Source organism: Burkholderia anthinoferrum (assembly GCF_002925705.1).
Taxonomy (GTDB): domain Bacteria; phylum Pseudomonadota; class Gammaproteobacteria; order Burkholderiales; family Burkholderiaceae; genus Burkholderia; species Burkholderia semiarida.
The window spans coordinates 43,085-64,287 of the sequence record NZ_LFZP01000028.1; the positions used below are offsets into that span (position 1 = coordinate 43,085).

Annotated in this window: 20 protein-coding genes; 18 read left to right on the forward strand and 2 right to left on the reverse strand. The window is 65.9% G+C overall.

Annotated features, from left to right (window positions below; translation table 11 throughout):
- Positions 1–6 precede the first annotated feature (6 nt).
- On the reverse strand, positions 7–822 hold the full coding sequence (gene map, locus C5F75_RS07940) for a type I methionyl aminopeptidase (protein WP_059573697.1): 816 nt from the start codon (positions 820–822) through the stop codon (positions 7–9).
- 377 nt (positions 823–1,199) lie between these two features.
- Between map and rpsB the strand changes: the two genes are divergently transcribed.
- The 16 genes from rpsB to C5F75_RS08025 all read left to right on the forward strand — a co-directional run bounded on the left by rpsB (position 1,200) and on the right by C5F75_RS08025 (position 16,882).
- On the forward strand, positions 1,200–1,940 hold the full coding sequence (gene rpsB, locus C5F75_RS07950; protein WP_006483818.1) for a 30S ribosomal protein S2: 741 nt from the start codon (positions 1,200–1,202) through the stop codon (positions 1,938–1,940).
- 162 nt (positions 1,941–2,102) lie between these two features.
- Complete coding sequence (gene tsf / locus C5F75_RS07955) at positions 2,103–2,984, forward strand: translation elongation factor Ts (protein ID WP_006483826.1); 882 nt, start codon at positions 2,103–2,105, stop codon at positions 2,982–2,984.
- Positions 2,985–3,140: 156 nt separating this feature from the next.
- The gene (pyrH, locus tag C5F75_RS07960) at positions 3,141–3,854 is read left to right on the forward strand and encodes a UMP kinase (RefSeq protein ID WP_006402648.1); all 714 of its coding nucleotides are present in this window, start codon (positions 3,141–3,143) and stop codon (positions 3,852–3,854) included.
- A gap of 133 nt (positions 3,855–3,987) precedes the next feature.
- Complete coding sequence (gene frr / locus C5F75_RS07965; protein WP_006483822.1) at positions 3,988–4,548, forward strand: ribosome recycling factor; 561 nt, start codon at positions 3,988–3,990, stop codon at positions 4,546–4,548.
- 49 nt (positions 4,549–4,597) lie between these two features.
- Positions 4,598–5,380 carry a polyprenyl diphosphate synthase gene (gene uppS, locus C5F75_RS07970; protein ID WP_034201584.1) on the forward strand — a complete coding sequence of 261 codons (783 nt, stop codon included), beginning with the start codon at positions 4,598–4,600 and terminating at the stop codon, positions 5,378–5,380.
- On the forward strand, positions 5,374–6,195 hold the full coding sequence (locus C5F75_RS07975; protein ID WP_059573698.1) for a phosphatidate cytidylyltransferase: 822 nt from the start codon (positions 5,374–5,376) through the stop codon (positions 6,193–6,195). The genes uppS and C5F75_RS07975 overlap by 7 nt, the downstream gene beginning before the upstream one ends.
- 15 nt (positions 6,196–6,210) lie before the next feature.
- Positions 6,211–7,407 (forward strand): 1-deoxy-D-xylulose-5-phosphate reductoisomerase, encoded by a 1,197-nt coding sequence (locus tag C5F75_RS07980; protein ID WP_089464911.1) that lies wholly within the window; start codon positions 6,211–6,213, stop codon positions 7,405–7,407.
- Between the two features lie 11 nt (positions 7,408–7,418).
- Positions 7,419–8,807 carry an RIP metalloprotease RseP gene (rseP, locus tag C5F75_RS07985; protein ID WP_104012045.1) on the forward strand — a complete coding sequence of 463 codons (1,389 nt, stop codon included), beginning with the start codon at positions 7,419–7,421 and terminating at the stop codon, positions 8,805–8,807.
- Between the two features lie 61 nt (positions 8,808–8,868).
- Positions 8,869–11,178, forward strand: a complete 2,310-nt coding sequence (bamA, locus tag C5F75_RS07990; RefSeq protein ID WP_104012046.1) for an outer membrane protein assembly factor BamA — start codon at positions 8,869–8,871, stop codon at positions 11,176–11,178.
- Between the two features lie 64 nt (positions 11,179–11,242).
- The gene (locus C5F75_RS07995; protein ID WP_048248617.1) at positions 11,243–11,740 is read left to right on the forward strand and encodes an OmpH family outer membrane protein; all 498 of its coding nucleotides are present in this window, start codon (positions 11,243–11,245) and stop codon (positions 11,738–11,740) included.
- A 16-nt stretch (positions 11,741–11,756) separates the two neighbouring features.
- The gene (lpxD, locus tag C5F75_RS08000; protein ID WP_060966269.1) at positions 11,757–12,836 is read left to right on the forward strand and encodes a UDP-3-O-(3-hydroxymyristoyl)glucosamine N-acyltransferase; all 1,080 of its coding nucleotides are present in this window, start codon (positions 11,757–11,759) and stop codon (positions 12,834–12,836) included.
- Positions 12,837–12,965: 129 nt separating this feature from the next.
- Positions 12,966–13,433: a 3-hydroxyacyl-ACP dehydratase FabZ gene (fabZ, locus tag C5F75_RS08005; protein ID WP_006495559.1), complete on the forward strand. Its 468-nt coding sequence runs from the start codon at positions 12,966–12,968 to the stop codon at positions 13,431–13,433.
- Between the two features lie 67 nt (positions 13,434–13,500).
- Complete coding sequence (gene lpxA, locus C5F75_RS08010; RefSeq protein WP_059573703.1) at positions 13,501–14,289, forward strand: acyl-ACP--UDP-N-acetylglucosamine O-acyltransferase; 789 nt, start codon at positions 13,501–13,503, stop codon at positions 14,287–14,289.
- Between the two features lie 3 nt (positions 14,290–14,292).
- On the forward strand, positions 14,293–15,462 hold the full coding sequence (gene lpxB / locus C5F75_RS08015) for a lipid-A-disaccharide synthase (RefSeq protein WP_059573704.1): 1,170 nt from the start codon (positions 14,293–14,295) through the stop codon (positions 15,460–15,462).
- Entirely contained in the window at positions 15,459–16,103 is a 645-nt protein-coding gene (rnhB, locus tag C5F75_RS08020) for a ribonuclease HII (protein ID WP_059573705.1), read from the forward strand. Before lpxB ends, rnhB begins: the two co-directional genes overlap by 4 nt.
- Positions 16,100–16,882, forward strand: coding sequence for a TrmH family RNA methyltransferase (locus C5F75_RS08025; protein ID WP_104012047.1), 783 nt, complete (start codon positions 16,100–16,102; stop codon positions 16,880–16,882). The genes rnhB and C5F75_RS08025 overlap by 4 nt, the downstream gene beginning before the upstream one ends.
- A 103-nt stretch (positions 16,883–16,985) precedes the next feature.
- On the opposite strand, the gene ppsR is transcribed toward C5F75_RS08025, so the two are convergent.
- Positions 16,986–17,801 carry a posphoenolpyruvate synthetase regulatory kinase/phosphorylase PpsR gene (gene ppsR, locus C5F75_RS08030; RefSeq protein ID WP_011549549.1) on the reverse strand — a complete coding sequence of 272 codons (816 nt, stop codon included), beginning with the start codon at positions 17,799–17,801 and terminating at the stop codon, positions 16,986–16,988.
- Between the two features lie 375 nt (positions 17,802–18,176).
- On the opposite strand from ppsR, the gene ppsA reads away from it, so the two are divergent.
- Positions 18,177–20,576: a phosphoenolpyruvate synthase gene (gene ppsA / locus C5F75_RS08040; protein WP_059573707.1), complete on the forward strand. Its 2,400-nt coding sequence runs from the start codon at positions 18,177–18,179 to the stop codon at positions 20,574–20,576.
- 191 nt (positions 20,577–20,767) lie between these two features.
- The gene (locus C5F75_RS08045; protein WP_060316775.1) at positions 20,768–21,202 is read left to right on the forward strand and encodes an NfeD family protein; all 435 of its coding nucleotides are present in this window, start codon (positions 20,768–20,770) and stop codon (positions 21,200–21,202) included.
- Position 21,203: the final 1 nt, after the last annotated feature.

Below are 21,203 nucleotides of genomic sequence, written 5' to 3' on the forward strand. Positions count from 1 at the left end.
CGTCGCTCAGACGGCGGCGGCCGGTTGCGCGAACACGGGGCGCGCCGGCGTGCCGGCCGACACGGTCAGCACTTCGTAGCCGGTTTCGGTGACGAGCACCGTGTGCTCCCACTGCGCGGACAGGCTGCGGTCGCGCGTCTTGACCGTCCACTGGTCGGGCATCGTGCGGATGTCGCGCTTGCCGGCGTTGATCATCGGCTCGATCGTGAAGATCATGCCGGCCTTCAGCTCGACGCCGGTGCCCGGGCGGCCGTAGTGGACGACCTGCGGATCCTCGTGGAACACCGTGCCGATGCCGTGGCCGCAGTATTCGCGCACGACGCTGTAGCCTTGCGCTTCCGCGTGCTTCTGGATCGCGTAGCCGATGTCGCCGAGGTGCGCGCCGGGCTTGACCTGGTCGATGCCGAGCCACATGCATTCGTAGGTGGTCTGCACGAGGCGCTTCGCGAGGATCGACCCCTCGCCGACGATGAACATCCGGCTGGTGTCGCCGAAATAGCCGTTCTTGATCACGGTGATGTCGATGTTCAGCGCGTCGCCGTTCTTGAGCACCTTCTCGCCCGGAATGCCGTGGCAGATCACGTCGTTGACCGAAATGCAGGTGGCCTTCGGGTACGGCGGATAGCCGGGCGGCTGGTAGTTCAGCGGCGCGGGGATCGTGCCTTGCTCGTTGAGCATGTACTCGTGGCAGAGGCGGTCGAGTTCGGCGGTCGTGACGCCCGCGACGACGTGCGGCGTGATGAAGTCGAGCACTTCGCTCGCGAGACGGCAGGCGACGCGCATCTGGGCGATATCGTGTTCGTTTTTGAGCGTAATAGCCATCGAGGTATGCCTGCAATGCGGTGAATTGACGGATTATCGCACCTTATGGCGGGCCTCGCAGCCCCTGCGGGCCGCGCGGATGCGGGTTTTCGCGGATTGTCCGGCCCGCTGCCGCACGGCACGCGAAAGTGCCGCGCGACTTGAGAGCGGACAATTCCGCGTGCTATACTCTCTGGCTAAGTCGATATCCAAATGCCGAATTTTCCCCGTCTTGGGGCGGCATCGCGATGAAAGGCTTACGGCACGGGCGTTTTGCACGTGCCGAATCGCAAGCCGGCGCAACCAGGGTGCCGGCCGCGCGGCATCCGCGCCCTTCGGGCGGGTTCGCGCGGCGGTACGGCAGCCGGCTTAAGACCCAACCCTCGTGGAGAATTTACATGGCAGTCACGATGCGCCAAATGCTGGAAGCGGGTGTCCACTTCGGTCACCAGACGCGCTTCTGGAACCCGAAGATGGCTCCGTTCATTTTCGGTCACCGCAACAAGATTCACATCATCAACCTCGAAAAGACGCTGCCGATGTTCACGGACGCACAGAAGTACGTGCGCCAGCTGGCAGCGAACCGCGGCACGATCCTGTTCGTCGGCACGAAGCGCCAGTCGCGTGACACGATCGCCCAGGAAGCGCAGCGTGCGGGCATGCCGTACGTCAACGCACGCTGGCTCGGCGGCATGATGACCAACTTCAAGACGCTGAAGGTGTCGATCAAGCGCCTGAAGGACATGGAAGCGGCTGTCGAGGCAGGCGAGCTCGAGAAGATGAGCAAGAAGGAGGCGCTGCTGTTCGAGCGCGAAATCGCCAAGCTGCAGAAGTCGATCGGCGGCGTGAAGGACATGGGCGGCATTCCGGACGCGATCTTCGTCGTCGACGTCGGCTACCACAAGATCGCCGTCACGGAAGCGAACAAGCTGGGCGTGCCGGTCATCGCCGTGGTCGATACGAACCACTCGCCGGAAGGTGTGGATTACGTGATCCCGGGTAACGACGACTCGAGCAAGGCAGTCGCGCTGTACGCGGAAGGCGTGGCCGACGCGATCCTCGAAGGCCGTGCGAATGCGGTCAACGAAGTGGTCCAGGCTGCACGCGGCGACGACGAGTACGTCGAGGAAAACGCGTAACTGGCCCCGAGCCGGCGCAAAAAGGGGGCTCTCAACAGGCCCCCTTTTTTTAAGCTTGTGCGCCGGACCTGATCGCGCCGAATCGGCGCGGGTCCGGAAACGAATCTCGGCCGTTCGCGTCCAAGCGGGCGGCGTTGTGAATACAGACTCAAGGAGCGAATGATGGCGGCAATTACCGCAAGCATGGTGGCAGAACTGCGCGCAAAGACCGACGCACCGATGATGGAGTGCAAGAAGGCGCTGACGGAAGCCGACGGCGATCTGGCCAAGGCTGAAGAACTGCTGCGCGTCAAGCTCGGCAACAAGGCGAGCAAGGCCGCGTCGCGCGTGACGGCGGAAGGCGTCGTCGCATCGTTCGTCGGCGGCAACGCAGGCGCGCTGGTCGAACTGAACTGCGAAACCGACTTCGTCGCGAAGAACGACGACTTCCTCGCGTTCTCGAAGACGGTGGCGGAACTCGTCGCGACGCAAAACCCGGCCGACGTGGCGGCACTGTCGGCGTTGCCGCTCGACGGCTCGACCGTCGACGCAGTGCGTCTGGCGCTGATCGGCAAGATCGGCGAGAACGTGTCGATCCGCCGTTTCGTCCGTTTCGAAACCGCGAACAAGATCGCCACGTACCTGCACGGCGCGCGTATCGGCGTGATCGTCGAGTACACGGGCGCGGACGAGCAGGTCGGCAAGGACGTCGCGATGCACATCGCGGCGATGAAGCCGGTCGCGCTGTCGTCGGCCGACGTGCCGGCGGAACTGATCGAGACGGAACGCCGCGTGGCCGAGCAGAAGGCCGCGGAATCGGGCAAGCCGGCCGAAATCGTCGCGAAGATGGTCGACGGCAGCGTCCAGAAGTACCTGAAGGAAGTGTCGCTGCTGAACCAGACGTTCGTGAAGAACGACAAGCAGACGATCGAGCAGATGCTGAAGGCAGCGAATGCCGCGGTGCAGAAGTTCGCGCTGTTCGTCGTCGGCGAAGGCATCGAGAAGCGCCAGGACGACTTCGCTGCCGAAGTGGCCGCGCAAGTCGCCGCAGCAAAGCAGCAGTAAGCAGTCAGGCAGTAACCGCGGCGGGCGTCCGCTCCGCCGCGGCCGGCGGCGCCGCCGGCCGGCCGGGTACCCCGGCCCGGTCGTCGGCGCTTGCCCGAATCAGTATTTCGCCCCTACAGTTCGTGGTTGTCATCCTCTCGTCGCTCGGAAGCCCCTATGTCCAATGCCTATAAACGCGTCCTCCTCAAACTCTCCGGCGAAGCGCTGATGGGCGACGACGCCTTCGGCATCAATCGCGCGACGATCGAGCGGATGGTGGCGGATATCGCAGAAGTCGTGCGCCTCGGCACGCAGCTCGCGGTCGTGATCGGTGGCGGTAATATTTTCCGCGGCGTCGCGGGCGGCGCGGCCGGCATGGACCGCGCGACGGCCGACTACATGGGGATGCTGGCGACGATGATGAACGCGCTGGCGCTGCAGGACGCGATGCGCCACGCGGGCATCGAGGCGCGCGTGCAGTCGGCGCTGCGGATGGACCAGGTCGTCGAGCCGTACATCCGGCCCCGCGCGATCCGTCAGCTCGAGGAAGGCCGCGTCGTGATCTTCGCGGCCGGCACCGGCAACCCGTTCTTCACGACGGATACCGCGGCCGCGCTGCGCGGCTCGGAAGTGGGCGCCGAAGTCGTGCTGAAGGCGACCAAGGTCGATGGCGTATATTCTGCCGATCCGAAGAAGGATCCGTCAGCTACGCGCTATACGACGATCAGCTTCGACGAGGCGATCAGCCGCAACCTGCAGGTGATGGACGCGACGGCGTTTGCGCTGTGCCGCGACCAGAAGCTGCCGATTCGCGTGTTTTCGATCAACAAGCCGGGTGCGCTCAAGCGCATCGTGCTGGGCGAGGACGAAGGTACGCTCGTCCACGTGTAAACTCCCGCGGATGCGGGCGACTGACGGCGGGCCACCGGCTATGTGCGACTGGCTGCGGGTTGCCGGCCGCGGCGCGCGACATGCGCCGGTCGGCGCTCGCGTTCTTTGAAGGTTTGAAGGTTCGGAGGTTGAAATGAGTGTCGCTGATGTCAAGAAGGGCGTCGAGCAAAAGATGCAGCGCTCGATCGAAGCGTTCAAGAACGATCTGGCCAAGATCCGTACGGGCCGTGCACACACCGGTCTGCTCGATCACGTTCAGGTCGACTACTACGGCTCGATGGTGCCGATCTCGCAGGTCGCGAACCTGACGCTCGTCGACGCGCGCACGATCGGCGTGCAGCCGTGGGAAAAGAACATGGTTGCGAAGGTCGAGAAGGCCATCCGCGAAGCCGATCTGGGCCTGAATCCGGCCACGGCCGGCGACCTGATCCGCGTGCCGATGCCCGCGCTCACGGAAGAGCGCCGCCGCGAGCTGACCAAGGTCGTGAAGAGCGAAGGCGAAACGGCCAAGGTCGCGATCCGCAACCTGCGCCGCGACGCGAACGAAGCGCTGAAGAAGCTCGTGAAGGACAAGGAAATCTCGGAAGACGACGAGCGCCGCGCAAGCGACGACGTGCAGAAGCTCACCGACAAGCACGTGGCCGAAGTCGACAAGCTCGTGCAGACCAAGGAAGCCGAGATCATGACGGTCTGACGACCGTCCTCGCGCGCCGCCTTCTTCCCGCATTACTGTCTCAACGGCCATGACCTATACCAGCTCTACCGTTCGCGTGCCTGACGTCGGCGTCGTGCCGCGTCACATCGCGATCATCATGGACGGCAATGGCCGTTGGGCGACCGAACGCCGCTTGCCGCGCGTCGCGGGGCACACCCGCGGCGTCGATGCCGTGCGGGCGGTGGTCGAAGGCTGCGCGCGCGCCGGCGTCGAATACCTGACGCTGTTCGCGTTCAGTTCGGAAAACTGGCGCCGGCCGAACGACGAAGTGTCGTTCCTGATGCGGCTGTTCATCACCGCGCTCGAGCGCGAGGTGGGCAAGCTGCATGCGAACGGGATCCGCCTGCGTGTCGTCGGCGATCTCGACCGTTTCGAGCCGCGCATCCGTGAACTGATTCGCCGCGCCGAAACCAAGACGGCGCGCAATACCCGTCTGACGCTCACCATCGCGGCCAACTACGGCGGCCGATGGGACATCCTGCAGGCGACGAAGAAGCTCGTCGAGCAGGCCGTGCGCGAAGGTCGCGAGATCGAAGTGACCGAGGACGCTTTCGCGCCGCACCTGGCGATGGCCTACGCGCCGGAGCCCGATCTCTTCATCCGCACGGGCGGCGAGCAGCGCGTCAGCAACTTCCTGCTGTGGCAGCTCGCGTACGCCGAATTCTATTTCACCGACAAGTACTGGCCGGATTTCGACGGCGCGGCACTGGCCGACGCGATGGCGTCGTATACCGAGCGCGAGCGCCGTTTCGGGCGCACGAGTGCGCAGCTCGAACCGCAATCGCAGAACGCCGACTCCCTTTCATGCTGAAAACCCGTGTGATCACGGCGATCGTGATGCTGGCCGTGCTGCTGCCGGTGACGCTGTTCGCGCCGCTCGCCGGGTTCGGCGCGCTGATCGGCGTCGTGCTGGTGTTCGCCGCGTGGGAGTGGGCGCGCCTGCTGAAGCTCGGCGGCGCCGCGCCGGTCGTCTATGCGCTCGTCGCGGCGCTCGCGCTCGCGGCCACCGCGCCGCTCGGCGTCGACGCGGCTTCGTCCCGTCCCCTTTTCATGGCGGCTGGCGTGTTCTGGCTGCTGGTCGGCCCGTTCGCGCTGCGGCGCAAGCCCGAACTCGCGGGGGGCGTGTGGCGACCGTTCCTGCTGGCCGCCGGTCTCGTCGTGTTCGCCGCCTGCTGGCACGCGCTCGTGGCAGCCCGCGCGCAGGGCGTGCCGTTCGTGCTGTCGCTGCTTCTGGTCGTCTGGCTGGCCGATATCGGCGCATACTTCGCCGGCAAGGCCTTCGGAAAGCGTAAACTGGCCATCACGATCAGCCCCGGCAAGAGCTGGGAAGGCGCGATCGGCGGCTGGTTCGCGGTGATGGTCGTCGCCGGTGTCGCGATGGCCGTACACGCTTTCGAACCGACCCTGTTTTCCGCGCTCGCCGCGCGCTACGGAATGCCCGGCGCGTGGGCCGCACTGACGCTGCTGGTTGCATACAGTGTGATCGGCGACCTGTTCGAGTCGCTGCTGAAGCGGCAGGCGGGCGTGAAGGATTCGAGCGGACTGCTGCCGGGCCACGGCGGCGTGCTCGATCGGGTCGACGCGCTGCTGCCGGTGCTGCCGCTCGCGATGCTGCTGCTTGGTTAAACCATTATTTCTGTTATGCAAAAACGCCTGACATTGCTCGGTTCCACGGGCTCGATCGGAGACAGCACGCTCGACGTGGTCGCGCGCCATCCCGAGCGCTTCTCGGTCTACGCGCTGACCGCGCACCGCAACGGCGACAAGCTCGTCGAGCAGTGTCTGCGCTTCGCGCCTGAAGTGGCGGTGGTCGGCGATGCCGCGACGGCCGCGCACGTCGACGCGAAACTGCGCGCGGCGGGCAGCAGGACGGTCGTGCTGCACGGGCCGCAGGCGCTCGTCGACGTGTCGAAGAGCGACGGCTGCGACACGGTGGTCGCCGCGATCGTCGGCGCGGCCGGCCTTGCGCCGAGCCTGGCGGCCGCGCGCGCCGGCAAGCGGATCCTGCTCGCGAACAAGGAAGCGCTCGTGATGTCGGGCGCGATCTTCATGGACGCCGTGCGCGACCATGGCGCGATCCTGCTGCCGGTCGACAGCGAACACAACGCGATCTTCCAGTGCATGCCGCGCGACGCGGCCGAGCACGGCGGGATCTCGAAGATCATCCTGACCGCGTCGGGCGGCCCGTTCCGCACGCGCGAGCCGGCCACGCTCGTCGACGTGACGCCGGACGAGGCGTGCAAGCACCCGAACTGGGTGATGGGCCGCAAGATCTCGGTCGATTCCGCGACGATGATGAACAAGGGCCTCGAGGTGATCGAGGCGCACTGGATCTTCGGGCTGCCGGGCGACCGGATCGACGTGCTGATCCATCCGCAGAGCGTGATCCATTCGCTCGTGTCGTATCGCGACGGCTCGGTGCTCGCGCAGCTCGGCAACCCCGACATGCGTACGCCGATCGCGCACGCGCTCGCGTTTCCCGAGCGCGTCGACGCGGGCGTCGATCAGCTCGACCTCGCGCAGATCGCCCAGTTGTCGTTCGAGAAGCCCGATTACGCGCGCTTCCCGTGCCTCGCGCTCGCGCTGAAGGCGCTCGAGGAAGGCGGTATCGCGAGCGCCGCATTGAACGCGGCGAACGAAGTGGCGGTCGAAGCATTTCTCGAGCGCCGGATCGGCTTCATGGCGATCGCGGCGACGGTCGACGCCGTGCTCAACACGCTGCCGAACCGCGCGCCCGACGGGCTCGACGACGTCCTCGCGGCGGATGCCGAGGCTCGCCGCCTCGCCGCCGCGATCATTGCGAAAGCGCCTGCGCCACGCGTGGAGCGTGCGGTCTGAATGGAGTGCTCATGAACGTACTGGTCGAACTGGTCGCGTTTGCGGTGGCGATCGGGGTGCTGGTCGTCGTGCATGAGTATGGACACTATCGCGTCGCGCGCTGGTGCGGCGTGAAGGTGCTGCGTTTCTCGATCGGCTTCGGCCAGCCCGTCGCGCGCTGGGTCAGCCGCAGGACGGGCACCGAGTGGACGCTGTCCGCGCTGCCGCTCGGCGGCTACGTGAAGATGCTCGACGAGCGCGATCCGGGCCCGGGCGGCATTCCGCCCGAGGAACTCGGGCAGGCATTCAACCGCCAGTCGGTCTACAAGCGCATCGCGATCGTCGCGGCCGGACCGATTGCGAACTTCCTGCTGGCAATCGTGCTGTTCTCCGCCATATTCGCCACCGGCGTGACCGAGCCGACCGCGATCGTCGCGCCGCCGGCCGCCGGCACGGTGGCGGCTCGCGCGGGCTTCGACGGCGGCGAGACGGTCGTGTCGATCCGCGACGTGCGCGTGGGCGACGCGCAGGGCGGCGAGTCGGAGCCGGTGCGATCGTGGTCGGACCTGCGCTGGAAGCTGCTGTCGGCCGCGCTCGACCATCGCGAGGTCGTGCTCGGCGCGCGGGACGGCAATGCGACGTTCGATTTCCGCGTCGACCTGCGCAACGTGCCCGACAGCCAGCTCGACGACGACTTCATGGCCCGTCTCGGCTTCGAGGCCGGCGGCGGCACGTTGTCGGTCGCGTCGGTGCAGCCGGGCAGTGCGGCGGAGCAGGCGGGCCTGAAGGCCGGCGACAAGCTGGTCGCGCTCGACGGCAAGCCGATCGGCGGCGCGTCGCGTTTCATCGATACGGTGAAGCACCATGCGGGCCAGCCGCTCGCGCTGCAGATCGAACGCAACGGCGCCGCGCGGACGGTGTCGATCGTGCCGCAGATGCAGCGCGACGACGAATCGGGGCAGCAGGTCGGCCGCATCGGCGCGGCGCTGTCGATGCACGCACCGTCGGTGGACGTGCGCTACGGGCCGATCGAGAGCCTGCGGCTCGGCGCGCACCGCACGTGGGACATTTCCGTGTATTCGCTGAAGATGTTCGGGCGGATGATCACGGGCAACGCGTCGCTGAAGAACCTGTCGGGCCCGGTGACGATCGCCGACTACGCAGGCAAGAGCGCACGGCTCGGTCCGTCGGCGTTCCTGTCGTTCCTCGCCCTTGTCAGCATTAGCCTTGGCGTCCTGAACTTGTTGCCGATTCCCGTTTTGGACGGGGGGCATCTGTTATATTATGCGGTTGAAGCCGCGACCGGGAAAGCCGTCTCGGAGCGCTGGCAGCTGATTCTGCAAAGAGCCGGGTTGATCTGCATCGTCGCGTTGTCGGCGATCGCGCTGTTCAACGATCTGGCTCGGTTAATCCATTTCTGAAGCGTCAGGCGGCGGCCGCTGGCCAGCCGCCCGATTTGATGCAGCTAAATATTGGGGATGCATGTTGTTCAAACCTCATCGCTTTGTATCTAAGACAGTTGCAGCGGCCGCGCTCGCCGCGCACGGCCTCGCGGCGCATGCAGCGGCACCGTTCGTGGTGCAAGACATCAAGATCGAGGGGCTGCAGCGCGTCGAAGCGGGTTCGGTGTTCGCCTATCTGCCGATCAAGCAGGGCGATACCTTCACGGACGACAAGGCATCCGAAGCAATCCGCGCGTTGTACGCGACGGGCTTTTTCAACGACGTGCGCGTCGCCACGCAGGGCAACGTCGTGATCGTGCAGGTGCAGGAGCGGCCGGCCATCGCGTCGATCGACTTCACCGGCACGAAGGAATTCGACAAGGACAACCTGACGAAGGCGCTGCGTGCGGTCGGCCTCGCCGACGGCCGCTACTACGACAAGGCGCTCGTCGACAAGGCGGAGCAGGAGCTCAAGCGCCAGTACCTGACGCGCGGCTTCTATGCGGCCGAAGTCAAGACGACGATCACGCCGGTCGACGCGAACCGCGTGTCGATCCTGTTCGCGGTGGCCGAAGGCCCGAGCGCGAAGATCCGCCAGATCAACTTCATCGGCAACAAGGCGTTCAGCACGAGCACGCTGCGCGACGAGATGCAGCTGTCGACGCCGAACTGGTTCTCCTGGTACACGAAGAACGACCTGTACTCGAAGGAAAAGCTCACGGGCGACCTCGAGGCCGTGCGCTCGTACTACCTGAACCGCGGTTACCTCGAGTTCAACATCGAGTCGACCCAGGTATCGATCTCGCCGGACAAGAAGGACATGTACCTGACGGTCACGCTGCACGAAGGCGAGCCGTACACGGTGTCGGGCATCAAGCTGTCGGGCAACCTGCTCGATCGCGAGGCCGAACTCAACAAGCTGATCAAGATCAAGCCGGGCGACCGCTTCTCGGCCGAAAAGCTGCAGCAGACCACCAAGTCGATCGTCGACAAGCTCGGCGAATACGGCTACGCATTCGCGACCGTCAACGCGCAGCCGGACATCGACCAGGCGAACCACAAGGTGAACCTGAACCTCGTCGTCGATCCGAGCCGCCGCGTGTACGTGCGCCGCATCAACGTGGTCGGCAACACGCGTACGCGCGACGAAGTGGTGCGCCGCGAAATGCGCCAGCTCGAAAGCTCGTGGTTCGACTCGAACCGCCTCGCGCTGTCGAAGGACCGCGTGAACCGCCTCGGCTACTTCACCAACGTCGACGTGACGACGGTGCCGGTCGAAGGCACGAACGACCAGGTCGACGTGAACGTGAAGGTCGACGAAAAACCGACCGGCGCGATCACGCTGGGCGCCGGCTTCTCGTCGACGGACAAGGTCGTGCTGTCGGCCGGCGTGTCGCAGGACAACGTGTTCGGCTCGGGCACGAGCCTGTCGGTGAACGTCAACACCGCGAAGAGCTACCGCACGCTGACCGTCACGCAGGTCGATCCGTACTTCACGGTCGACGGCATCAAGCGGATCACCGACGTGTACTACCGCACGTACCAGCCGCTCTACTATTCGACGAGCTCGAGCTTCCGGATCATCAGCGCGGGCGGCAACCTGAAGTTCGGCATTCCGTTCTCGGAAGTCGACACCGTCTACTTCGGCGCGGGCTTCGAACAGAACCGCCTCGACGTCGATTCGAACACGCCGCAGAGCTACCAGGATTACGTGAACGAGTTCGGCCGCGTGTCGAACACGGTGCCGCTGACGGTGGCATGGTCGCGCGACGCGCGTGACAGCGCGCTGATTCCGAGCCGCGGCTACTTCACGCAGGCGAACATGGAGTACGGCGTGCCGGTCGGCAAGATCCAGTACTACAAGGCCGACCTGCAGGCGCAGTACTACTATTCGTTCTCGCGCGGCTTCATCCTGGGCCTGAACCTGCAAGGCGGCTACGGTAACGGTATCGGCAACCCGTACCCGATCTTCAAGAACTACTACGCGGGCGGTATCGGCTCCGTGCGGGGCTACGAGCCGAGCTCGCTGGGCCCGCGCGACACGAAGACGAACGACCCGATCGGCGGTTCGAAGATGCTGGTCGGCAACATCGAGCTGACGTTCCCGCTGCCGGGCACGGGTTACGACCGTACGCTGCGCGTGTTCACGTTCCTCGACGGCGGTAACGTGTGGGGCAATGCGCCGGGCGGCACCAGTACGGGCGCCAACGGCCTGCGCTACGGCTACGGTGTGGGTCTCGCGTGGATCTCGCCGATCGGCCCGCTGAAGCTGAGCCTCGGCTTCCCGCTGCAGAAGCACGAAGGCGACCAGTACCAGAAATTCCAGTTCCAGATCGGGACGGCGTTCTGACCGAACGCATGACAACAGCAACGAGAGGGTAATTTTGCTAACCGGTAAGTTTTCGAAACGAGTGATGTGCGCGCTGACCGTTGCGCTGGCCCTGGGCGCGGCAACGGTGCACGCACAGGACGTCGCCCGCATCGCGGCGGTCAATTCGGATCGGATCCTGCGCGAGTCGGCGCCCGCGAAGGCGGCGCAGACGAAGCTCGAAGCCGAGTTCGCGAAGCGTGACAAGGATCTGCAGGACCTGGCGGCCCGTCTGAAGTCGATGTCCGATTCGCTCGACAAGAACGGCACGTCGCTGTCGGCGGCCGATCGCGCGCAGAAGCAGCGCGATCTCGCGCAGCTCGACACCGACTTCCAGCGCAAGCAGCGCGAGTTCCGCGAAGACCTGAACCAGCGGCGCAACGAAGAGCTGGCGGCCGTGCTGGAAAGGGCGAACAAGGTCATCAAGCAGATCGCCGAGCAGCAGAATTACGACCTGATCGTGCAGGAAGCCGTGTACGTCAGCCCGCGCATCGACATCACCGACAAGGTGCTCAAGGCGCTCGCGTCCGGCTCGACGAACTGAACGGAGCAGACGACGAATGGCATTGACGCTTGAGGCACTCGTAAAGCGGTTCGGCGGCGAGATCGCCGGCGATGCACAGTGCACGGTCGGCGGCCTCGCGCCGCTCGACCAGGCAGGCCCTCAGCAGCTCGCGTTCCTCGCGAACCCGAAGTACCTGTCGCAGGTCGAGACGACCCGCGCCGGCGCGGTGCTGATCGCGCCGAAGGATCTGGAAAAGCTGGGCGCGGCCGCGAAGGGTCGCAACTTCATCGTGACGCCGAATCCGTACGCGTACTTCGCGCGCGTCGCGCAGATGTTCATCGATCTCGCCACGCCGCCGCGCGCGGCCGGCGTGCATCCGAGCGCGACGATCGATCCGGCCGCGAAGGTCGCCGCGACCGCGGTGATCGGCCCGCACGTGACGGTCGAGGCCGGCGCGGTGATCGAAGACGGCGTGCAGCTCGACGCGAACGTATTCGTCGGCCGCGGCACGACGATCGGCGCCGGCTCGCACTTCTATCCGAACGCATCGGTGTACCACGGCTGCAAGATCGGCCCGCGCGCGATCGTCCATGCGGGTGCCGTGATCGGCTCCGACGGCTTCGGCTTCGCGCCGGATTTCGTCGGCGACGGCGACGCGCGTACCGGCAGCTGGGTCAAGATTCCGCAGGTCGGCGGCGTGACGATCGGCCCGGACGTCGAAATCGGCGCGAACACGACGATCGACCGCGGTGCGATGGCGGATACCGTCATCGAGGAATGCGTGAAGATCGACAACCAGGTCCAGATCGGCCACAACTGCCGGATCGGCGCGTACACGGTGATCGCCGGCAGCGCCGGCATCGCGGGCAGCACGACGATCGGCCGCCATTGCATGATCGGCGGCGCGGCCGGGATCGCCGGCCACGTGACGCTCGGCGACTATGTCATCATCACCGCGAAGTCGGGCGTATCGAAGTCGCTGCCGAAGGCCGGCATCTATACCAGCGCGTTCCCGGCCGTCGACCACGGCGAGTGGAACAAGAGCGCCGCGCTCGTGCGCAACCTCGACAAGCTGCGCGAGCGCATCAAGGCGCTCGAAGCCGCGCTCGCCGCCCAGGGCGGCACCCACGCCTGAGCCCATCATGCGAGACCACGAACCGGGCACGGCCAGCGCAACCGGCCCGGTTTGCCAGACTGGGCCGCGCGGCGGCCCGCTTCAGCCTTTGCATCACCACCGCGCAGCCTCTGCGTGAGACGAACCATCATGAGCACTGAAAAAATCAATCTCGACATCCACAAGATCCTCACGCTGCTGCCGCATCGCTACCCGATTCTGCTCGTCGACCGCGTGCTCGAACTCGAACCGCACAAAGGGATCAAAGCGCTGAAGAACGTGTCGATCAACGAGCCGTTCTTCCAAGGGCATTTCCCGAAGCGGCCGGTGATGCCGGGCGTGCTGATCCTCGAGGCGCTCGCACAGGCCGCGGCGCTGCTGACGTTCGCGGAAGAGCAGCCGAAGGATCCGGAGAACACGCTGTATTACTTCGTCGGGATCGACGGCGCGCGCTTCAAGCGCGTGGTCGAACCGGGCGACCAGCTGATCCTGAACGTGACGTTCGAGCGCTACATCCGCGGCATCTGGAAGTTCAAGGCGGTGGCGGAGGTGGACGGCAAGGTCGCGGCGGAAGCCGAGCTGATGTGCACGGTCAAGACGGCCGACGCGGCGCCCTGAGCGACGCGGCACGCATGGGCAACATAACGCGAGCAACGCGACACATGATATCGAGAGGCAACGGCGCATGACCAGGATTCATCCTACCGCGATCGTCGAGCCGGGCGCGCAGATCGACGAATCGGTCGAGATCGGCCCGTACGCGATCGTCGGCCCGCACGTCACGATCGGCGCGCGCACGACGATCGGCTCGCACAGCGTGATCGAAGGCCATACGACGCTCGGCGAGGACAACCGCATCGGCCATTACGCGTCGGTCGGCGGGCGTCCGCAGGACATGAAGTACAAGGACGAGCCGACGAAGCTCGTGATCGGCAACCGCAACACGATCCGCGAATTCACGACGATCCACACGGGCACCGTGCAGGACGTCGGCGTGACGACGCTCGGCGACGACAACTGGATCATGGCCTACGTGCACATCGGCCACGACTGCCGCGTCGGCAACAACGTGATCCTGTCGAGCAACGCGCAGATGGCCGGCCACGTCGAGATCGGCGACTTTGCGATCATCGGCGGCATGTCGGGCGTGCACCAGTTCGTGCGCATCGGCGCGCATTCGATGCTGGGCGGCGCGTCGGCGCTCGTGCAGGACATCCCGCCGTTCGTGATCGCGGCGGGCAACAAGGCCGAGCCGCACGGGATCAACGTCGAAGGGCTGCGCCGGCGCGGCTTCTCGGCCGACGCGATCTCGGCGCTGCGCAGCGCGTACCGCGTGCTGTACAAGAACAGCCTGTCGCTCGAGGAAGCGAAGGTGCAACTGCGCGAGCTCGCGGAAGCGGGCGGCGACGGCGATGCACCGGTGAAGGCGCTCGTCGAGTTCATCGACGCGTCGCAACGCGGCATCATCCGCTAAGCGATGCCGCTTCCGACCAACCAGCTCCGGCTCGCGATGGTGGCCGGCGAACCGTCGGGCGACCTGCTCGCGGCCTCGCTGCTCGGCGGCCTGCGCGAGCGGCTGCCCGAATCGGCCCAGTATTACGGGATCGGCGGGCCGCGCATGATCGCGCAGGGCTTCGACTCGCACTGGCAGATGGACAAGCTGACCGTGCGCGGCTATGTCGAGGCGCTGGGCCAGATTCCCGAGATCCTGCGGATTCGCGGCGAACTGAAGCGCCAACTGCTCGCCGAGCGGCCGGACGCGTTCATCGGCGTCGACGCGCCTGATTTCAACTTCAACGTCGAACAGGCCGCGCGCGACGCAGGCATCCCGTCGATCCACTTCGTGTGCCCGTCGATCTGGGCGTGGCGCGGCGGCCGGATCAAGAAGATCGCGAAATCCGTCGACCACATGCTGTGCCTGTTCCCGTTCGAACCGGCGATCCTCGACAAGGCCGGCGTCGCATCGACCTACGTCGGTCATCCGCTCGCCGACGAAATCCCGCTCGAACCCGATACGCACGGCGCGCGCATTGCGCTCGGCCTGCCGGCCGACGGCCCCGTGATCGCGGTGCTGCCGGGCAGCCGGCGCTCGGAGATCGCGCTGATCGGCCCGACATTCTTCGCGGCGATGGCGCTGATGCAGCAGCGCGAGCCCGGCGTGCGATTCGTGATGCCGGCCGCGACGCCCGCGCTGCGCGAACTGCTGCAGCCGCTCGTCGACGCGCATCCGCAGCTCGCGTTGACGATCACCGACGGCCGTTCGCAGGTCGCGATGACGGCCGCCGACGCGATCCTCGTGAAGAGCGGCACCGTCACGCTGGAAGCCGCGCTGCTGAAAAAGCCGATGGTGATCTCGTACAAGGTGCCCTGGCTGACCGGGCAGATCATGCGCCGGCAGGGCTACCTGCCGTATGTCGGCCTGCCGAACATCCTGGCGGGGCGCTTCGTCGTGCCGGAGCTGCTGCAGCATTTCGCGACGCCCGAGGCGCTCGCCGATGCGACGCTCACGCAACTGCGCGACGACGCGAACCGCCGCACGCTGACCGAAGTGTTCACTGAAATGCATCTTTCGCTGCGGCAGAACACGGCCGCGAAGGCGGCCGAGGCCGTCGTGCGCGTGCTCGAACAACGCAAGGGGCGCGCATGACCGCAGTCCGTGCGCCACGCCGCCGCGCGTCGGCCGACGTGCAGGGCGGTTTCGATTTCAGCCGCCCGGACGAGATCGTCTGCGGCGTCGACGAAGCCGGACGCGGCCCGCTCGCGGGGCCGGTGGTGGCCGCCGCGGTGATCCTCGATCCGGCTCGGCCGATCGACGGGCTCGACGATTCGAAAGCGTTGTCCGCGAAGAAGCGCGACATGCTGTACGAGCTGATCGTCGCGCGTTCGCACGCGTATTGCGTCGCGTCGGCGAGTGTCGACGAGATCGATACGCTGAACATCCTGCACGCGACGATGCTCGCGATGAAGCGGGCCGTCGAGGGCCTGTCGGTGCTGCCGACGCTTGCGCAGATCGACGGCAACCGCTGCCCGACGCTGAGCGTGCGCGCCGAGGCGATCGTCAGCGGCGACGCGCTCGTGCCGAGCATCTCGGCCGCGTCGATCCTCGCGAAGGTCACGCGCGACCGCATGCTGGTCGACCTGCACGAACGCTTCCCGGTGTACGGCTTCAACGTGCACGCGGGCTACGGCACCGCGAAACATCTTGCCGCACTGCGCGAGCACGGCCCGTGCGAAGCGCACCGGCGCTCGTTCGCGCCGGTTCGTGCGGCGCTCGATCTGATTCGATGAAAAGCATCACTTCCCGCGACAACCCGCTGTACAAGCGCCTGAAGGCGCTCGCGGGTTCGACGCCCCAGCAGCGCCGCAGCGGCCAGGCGCTGCTCGAAGGTTTCCATCTCGCGAGCGCGTACCTCGATACGGGCGCGACGCCGGAGCTGTGCGTCACGACCGAAGGTGCGCTCGGCCACGCGGAGGCGCAGGCGATCGTCGCGCGCATCGACGCGCAGCGGGTCGTCTCGCTGCCGGACGCGCTGCTCGGGCAGTTGTCGAACGTCGTCAACGGCGTCGGCTTCCTGCTGCTGGTCGACCGGCCGGCGCACCCGCTGCCCGCGCGCGTGACGCATACGTCGGTCGTGCTCGACGGCGTGCAGGATGCCGGCAACGTCGGCTCGATCCTGCGCAGCGCGGCGGCGGCCGGCGTGCGTCACGTGTTCTGCGCGCCGGGGACGGCCTATGCGTGGTCGTCGAAGGTGCTGCGCTCGGGCATGGGCGCGCATTTCCTGTTGTCGATCCATGAGGACGTCGAAGCCGCGGCGCTTGCCGAACGCCTCGACGTACCGGTCGCGCTGACCGATTCGCACGGCGCGCGGGCGGTCTACGACTGCGATCTGTCGGGGCCCGTCGCATGGGTGTTCGGCAATGAAGGCGCCGGCGTGTCGGCATTCTGGCGCGACGCGGCCACGCATCGCGTGACGATTCCGCAGCCGGGCGGGATGGAGTCGCTGAACGTCGCGGCCGCCGCCGCGGTGTGCCTGTTCGAGCAGGTGCGGCAGCAGCGGCCCGCGTGACGCCGCACGCGCGCAATTGATTACCGTAAAACGAAACAAGGCCGCGTTCGACGCGGCCTTGTTGCTTTCGGCGGCGGCTGGACAGCCGCCCGCGCATCCGCGCTCAGTACGACTGCCGGTCGAGGCGGATTTCCTGCAGGATCGTCGTCGCGATTTCCTCGATCGACTTGTGCGTCGACGACAGCCACTTGATCCCTTCGCGGCGCATCATCGCCTCGGCCTCGTTGATCTCGTAGCGGCAGTTCTCGGGCGCCGCGTACTTGCTGCCGGGTCGGCGTTCGTTGCGGATCTCCGACAGGCGCTGCGGGTCGATCGACAGCCCAAACAGCTTCTCGCTGTACGGCGCTAGCGCCGACGGCAGCTTGCCGCGTTCGAAATCCTCCGGAATCAGCGGATAGTTGGCGGCCTTCACGCCGTACTGCATCGCGAGGTACAGGCTCGTCGGCGTCTTGCCGCTGCGCGACACGCCGACCAGGATCACGTCGGCCTCCGACAGGTTGCGGTTCGACTGGCCGTCGTCGTGCGCGAGCGAGAAGTTGATCGCCTCGATCCGCGTCTTGTATTCCTCGGTGTCCGCGTTCTGGTGGCCGCGGCCCATCGCGTGGCTCGACTTGAGCTCCAGTTCCTGCTCGAGCGGTTCGACGAAGCGCTGGAACATGTCGAGCACGAGCGCGTTCGAGCGTTTGACGATGTCGTTCGACTCGCTGTCCACGAGCGTCGTGAACACGATCGCGCGACGGCCGTCGTGCACGGCGGCCTCGTTGATCTTCTCGACGGTCGCGTAGGCCTTGTCGAGCGAGTCGACGAACGGCACGCGCACGAGGCGGAATTTCTGGTCGAACTGGGAGAGGATCGAGTGCGCGAAGGTTTCGGCAGTGATCCCGGTGCCGTCGGAGACGATGAATACGGTAGGCAGCATGAATCTGGACGTCGAGCGTGAAGGGCGGTTGCGCGGACCGCTGGAGGTTCGCCTCCACACGCAGTGACAAGGTCGCGCCACATCCGGCAGCCGGCACGGTAGAATAGCGGCAACCTGTTGGATAAGCAATTGCGGGGCGGGGCGCGAACGGCGGCCCGTAGCTGGGCCGCACGATTCCAGAATTCCCGGCAAGTCTGGCGATTTGTCTGCAAATATCGCCCTTCTGCCGGGATTTTTGCAAATCGGGTCTGAACATTTTCGCCGCTGCGAGTGCTTATCTAACAGGTTGCGCAAGACGCGCCGCGCCTTTTTGCAAGCGCCCGCGTTCGAGCCCACTTGCGCGATCGAGCATTTTTTTCACACTTAGGGGCTTGTATGACTAACGCAGCAAACGTCGCAAAGGACCAGGCGTATGTAATTCCGTTCGAGCAGTTGCGGATGACCGATGTGGAAATCGTGGGCGGCAAGAATGCGTCGCTCGGCGAGATGATCAGCCAGCTTTCCGAAGCAGGCGTTCGCGTACCCACCGGTTTCGCCACGACCGCGCTCGCATTCCGCGATTTCCTCAAGCACAACGACCTCACCGATCGCATCGCCAAGCGTCTCGAGTCGCTCGACATCGACGACGTGAAGGCGCTCGCCGAAGCCGGTGCCGAAATCCGCAAGTGGATCGTCGACGCGCCGCTGCAGCCGCGCCTCGAGCAGGAAATCCGCGCGCAGTTCGAAGTGCTGAAGAACGGCTCGCCGAGCGAGCTGTCGTTCGCCGTGCGCTCGTCGGCGACCGCGGAAGACCTGCCCGACGCATCGTTCGCGGGCCAGCAGGAGTCGTATCTGAACGTCGTCGGCATCGACGACGTGCTCGACCGCATGAAGCACGTGTTCGCGTCGCTGTATAACGACCGCGCGATCTCGTACCGCGTGCACAAGGGCTTCACGCACGCCGAAGTCGCGCTGTCGGCCGGCGTGCAGCGCATGGTCCGCTCGGACGTCGGCGCCGCCGGCGTGATGTTCACGATCGATACCGAATCGGGCTTCAAGGACGCCGTGTTCATCACGTCGAGCTACGGCCTGGGCGAAACCGTCGTGCAGGGCGCGGTGAACCCGGACGAGTTCTACGTGTTCAAGACGACGCTCGCGCAGGACAAGTATCCGATCATCCGCCGCTCGATCGGCTCGAAGCTGATCAAGATGGAATTCACGCAGCCGGGCGAGCCGGGCCGCGTGAAGACGGTCGACGTGCCGCACGAGCAGCGCAACCGCTACTCGATCACCGACGAAGACGTGATCGAGCTCGCGAAGTACGCGGTCATCATCGAGAAGCACTACCAGCGTCCGATGGACATCGAGTGGGGCAAGGACGGCCGCGACGGCAAGATCTTCATCCTGCAGGCACGCCCGGAAACGGTGAAGAGCCAGGCATCCGGCAAGGCCGAGCAGCGCTTCAAGCTGAAGGGTCAGTCGCAGGTGCTCGCGACGGGCCGTGCGATCGGCCAGAAGATCGGTGCGGGTCCCGTGCGCGTGATCCAGGATCCGTCGGAAATGGAACGCGTGCAGCCGGGCGACGTGCTGGTGGCCGACATGACCGACCCGAACTGGGAGCCGGTGATGAAGCGCGCGGCGGCGATCGTCACGAACCGCGGCGGCCGCACCTGCCACGCGGCGATCATCGCGCGTGAGCTCGGCGTGCCGGCGGTCGTCGGCTGCGGCGATGCGACCGACATTCTGAAGGACGGCGCGCTCGTCACCGTGTCGTGCGCGGAAGGCGACGAAGGCAAGATCTACGACGGTCTGCTCGAGACGGAAGTCACGGAAGTGCAGCGCGGCGAACTGCCGGAAATCCCGGTCAAGATCATGATGAACGTCGGCAATCCGCAGCTCGCGTTCGACTTCTCGCAACTGCCGAACGGTGGTGTTGGCCTCGCGCGTCTCGAGTTCATCATCAACAACAACATCGGCGTGCACCCGAAGGCGATTCTCGAGTACCCGAACATCGACCAGGACCTGAAGAAGGCGGTCGAGAGCGTCGCGCGCGGCCACGCGTCGCCGCGTCAGTTCTACGTCGACAAGCTGACGGAAGGCGTCGCGACGATCGCGGCGGCGTTCTATCCGAAGCCCGTGATCGTGCGTCTGTCCGACTTCAAGTCGAACGAGTACAAGAAGCTGATCGGCGGTTCGCGCTACGAGCCGGACGAGGAAAACCCGATGCTGGGCTTCCGCGGCGCGTCGCGCTACATCGCCGACGACTTCGCGCAGGCGTTCGAGATGGAATGCCGTGCACTGAAGCGCGTGCGTGACGAGATGGGCCTGACCAACGTCGAGATCATGGTGCCGTTCGTGCGGACCGTGAAGCAGGCGGAGCGCGTCGTCGGCCTGCTCGAGAAGTTCGGCCTGAAGCGCGGCGAAAACGGCCTGCGCCTCGTGATGATGTGCGAAGTTCCGACCAACGCGATCCTCGCCGAAGAGTTCCTCGAACACTTCGACGGTTTCTCGATCGGCTCGAACGATCTGACGCAGCTCACGCTCGGCCTCGACCGCGATTCGGGCATGGAACTGCTCGCAGTCGACTTCGACGAACGCGACCCGGCCGTCAAGTTCCTGCTGAAGCGTGCGATCGATACCTGCCGCAAGATGGGCAAGTACGTCGGTATCTGCGGCCAGGGCCCGTCCGATCACCCGGATTTCGCGCAATGGCTGACCGACGAAGGCATCGCGTCGATCTCGCTGAACCCGGACACGATCATCGATACGTGGCAGGCGCTCGCCAACCGGAAGTAACGATCCGTCATGCAACGTCGGCGAAAGGGCGGTCCACCGCGCTTTCGTTGAAGGCAAAATGCAAGGTTCATGCTATAAACACCCCGGTAAGCACCGGGGTGTTTTTTTTCGTCGGTACGCGCCGGCCGCTTCGCCCAGTTGCGAGCGCAGCGAATATAGTGAGCATCGGGGGCGTTTTTCGGGAGACCACAATGATGTCGGGGCATCTGTTCTGGTGGGTCGCGGTGGGCGTGCTGGTCGTCGCCGAGTTGCTGACGGGCACGTTCTATCTGTTGATGATCGCACTCGGCTTTCTCGCGGGCGGCTTGCTGCAACTGGCCGGTTTCGCGCCGCACGTGCAGTTCGGCGCGGCGGCCGCGGTGGCGATCGTCGCGATGATCGTGCTGCGCCGGTCGGGGCTCGGCCGCAAGCAGAAGCGCGACACGTCGGCGAATCCCGACGTCAATCTCGATATCGGCTCGACCGTCACGGTCGACGCGTGGCGTGACGGCCGCGCGCGCGTGCAGTATCGCGGCGCCGACTGGGACGTCGAGCTCGCGCACGGCGAGCGCGACGATGCGCACGTGTACCAGGTGAGCGCCGTGCGCGGCAATTGTCTCGTGGTCGTGGCGAAACCCGCGGGCTGAT

Coding starts and splice junctions, on each gene's coding strand:
- map (WP_059573697.1), bottom strand. CDS start 822: ATGGCTATTACGCTCAAAAACGAACACGATATCGCCCAGATGCGCGTC.
- rpsB (WP_006483818.1), top strand. CDS start 1,200: ATGGCAGTCACGATGCGCCAAATGCTGGAAGCGGGTGTCCACTTCGGT.
- tsf (WP_006483826.1), top strand. CDS start 2,103: ATGGCGGCAATTACCGCAAGCATGGTGGCAGAACTGCGCGCAAAGACC.
- pyrH (WP_006402648.1), top strand. CDS start 3,141: ATGTCCAATGCCTATAAACGCGTCCTCCTCAAACTCTCCGGCGAAGCG.
- frr (WP_006483822.1), top strand. CDS start 3,988: ATGAGTGTCGCTGATGTCAAGAAGGGCGTCGAGCAAAAGATGCAGCGC.
- uppS (WP_034201584.1), top strand. CDS start 4,598: ATGACCTATACCAGCTCTACCGTTCGCGTGCCTGACGTCGGCGTCGTG.
- C5F75_RS07975 (WP_059573698.1), top strand. CDS start 5,374: ATGCTGAAAACCCGTGTGATCACGGCGATCGTGATGCTGGCCGTGCTG.
- C5F75_RS07980 (WP_089464911.1), top strand. CDS start 6,211: ATGCAAAAACGCCTGACATTGCTCGGTTCCACGGGCTCGATCGGAGAC.
- rseP (WP_104012045.1), top strand. CDS start 7,419: ATGAACGTACTGGTCGAACTGGTCGCGTTTGCGGTGGCGATCGGGGTG.
- bamA (WP_104012046.1), top strand. CDS start 8,869: ATGTTGTTCAAACCTCATCGCTTTGTATCTAAGACAGTTGCAGCGGCC.
- C5F75_RS07995 (WP_048248617.1), top strand. CDS start 11,243: ATGTGCGCGCTGACCGTTGCGCTGGCCCTGGGCGCGGCAACGGTGCAC.
- lpxD (WP_060966269.1), top strand. CDS start 11,757: ATGGCATTGACGCTTGAGGCACTCGTAAAGCGGTTCGGCGGCGAGATC.
- fabZ (WP_006495559.1), top strand. CDS start 12,966: ATGAGCACTGAAAAAATCAATCTCGACATCCACAAGATCCTCACGCTG.
- lpxA (WP_059573703.1), top strand. CDS start 13,501: ATGACCAGGATTCATCCTACCGCGATCGTCGAGCCGGGCGCGCAGATC.
- lpxB (WP_059573704.1), top strand. CDS start 14,293: ATGCCGCTTCCGACCAACCAGCTCCGGCTCGCGATGGTGGCCGGCGAA.
- rnhB (WP_059573705.1), top strand. CDS start 15,459: ATGACCGCAGTCCGTGCGCCACGCCGCCGCGCGTCGGCCGACGTGCAG.
- C5F75_RS08025 (WP_104012047.1), top strand. CDS start 16,100: ATGAAAAGCATCACTTCCCGCGACAACCCGCTGTACAAGCGCCTGAAG.
- ppsR (WP_011549549.1), bottom strand. CDS start 17,801: ATGCTGCCTACCGTATTCATCGTCTCCGACGGCACCGGGATCACTGCC.
- ppsA (WP_059573707.1), top strand. CDS start 18,177: ATGACTAACGCAGCAAACGTCGCAAAGGACCAGGCGTATGTAATTCCG.
- C5F75_RS08045 (WP_060316775.1), top strand. CDS start 20,768: ATGATGTCGGGGCATCTGTTCTGGTGGGTCGCGGTGGGCGTGCTGGTC.